Source organism: Psychrobacter sp. 1Y4, assembly GCF_051847555.1.
In genome coordinates this window covers 1-656 of the sequence record NZ_JBPYDE010000677.1, presented here as the reverse complement: position 1 = coordinate 656, position 656 = coordinate 1, and the positions used below count along the sequence as shown (strand labels likewise).

The window sequence follows — 656 nt, the reverse complement described above, 5'->3', positions numbered from 1 at the left end:
ATTTGGCTCAAACAGGGTAATCGTATAGCTGAGACCTTCTGTAGCAAGCTTTATGCGCTCTGCATCACTCAGCGTTGACGCTACGATAATATCAACTACGGCTTGACCTTTAGTATCAAAAGTAAGCGCTTCAGTACTTAAACTGACACCCTTTATAGTGCTGTTGAGCTTAATAGAGGCTTCTGCCCCATTAATGCTCGTTGGAACTTTATTGTTAATTGCAGTCGCATTAATAGTGATCGTTTGACTGTCACCATAAGCGTTAAGTGCGCGGGTGTTACCAGATACTGTCAGCTTATAGTCTGAGGTAGGAGTCGCTACCGGCAGTGTGCCTGAGACTTTTTTAGTCGCACCATTTTTTTCTACGATATTGATAGCATAAACCACGCCTTTTAATAGCGCCTCACGATCAGCCTTTGATAACCCTTCATCAACAATAATGTCAAAGGTAGCCATGCCATTGCTATCAGTGGTTTTGTTACTTCCAACAATAGCAACCCCTTTGATGTCGTTAATTCCCATGCCGACCTGTACGTCTGCAGCGCGTGCGCCATCTGAATTTTTGAGAATAACGCTAAATTGAGCCGTATCACCATAAGGATTTAACTTGTTATTAGATACTGAACTCGTTTGAAGCTGACTGTCTACATCAAGAG

At 42.7% G+C, this 656-nt stretch carries 1 protein-coding gene; it reads right to left on the bottom strand.

What is annotated here, in order from left to right; genetic code table 11:
* A partial coding sequence (locus tag ACS8FC_RS18280; RefSeq protein ID WP_439297832.1) for a hypothetical protein occupies positions 1 to 656 on the bottom strand: 656 nt, incomplete at both ends.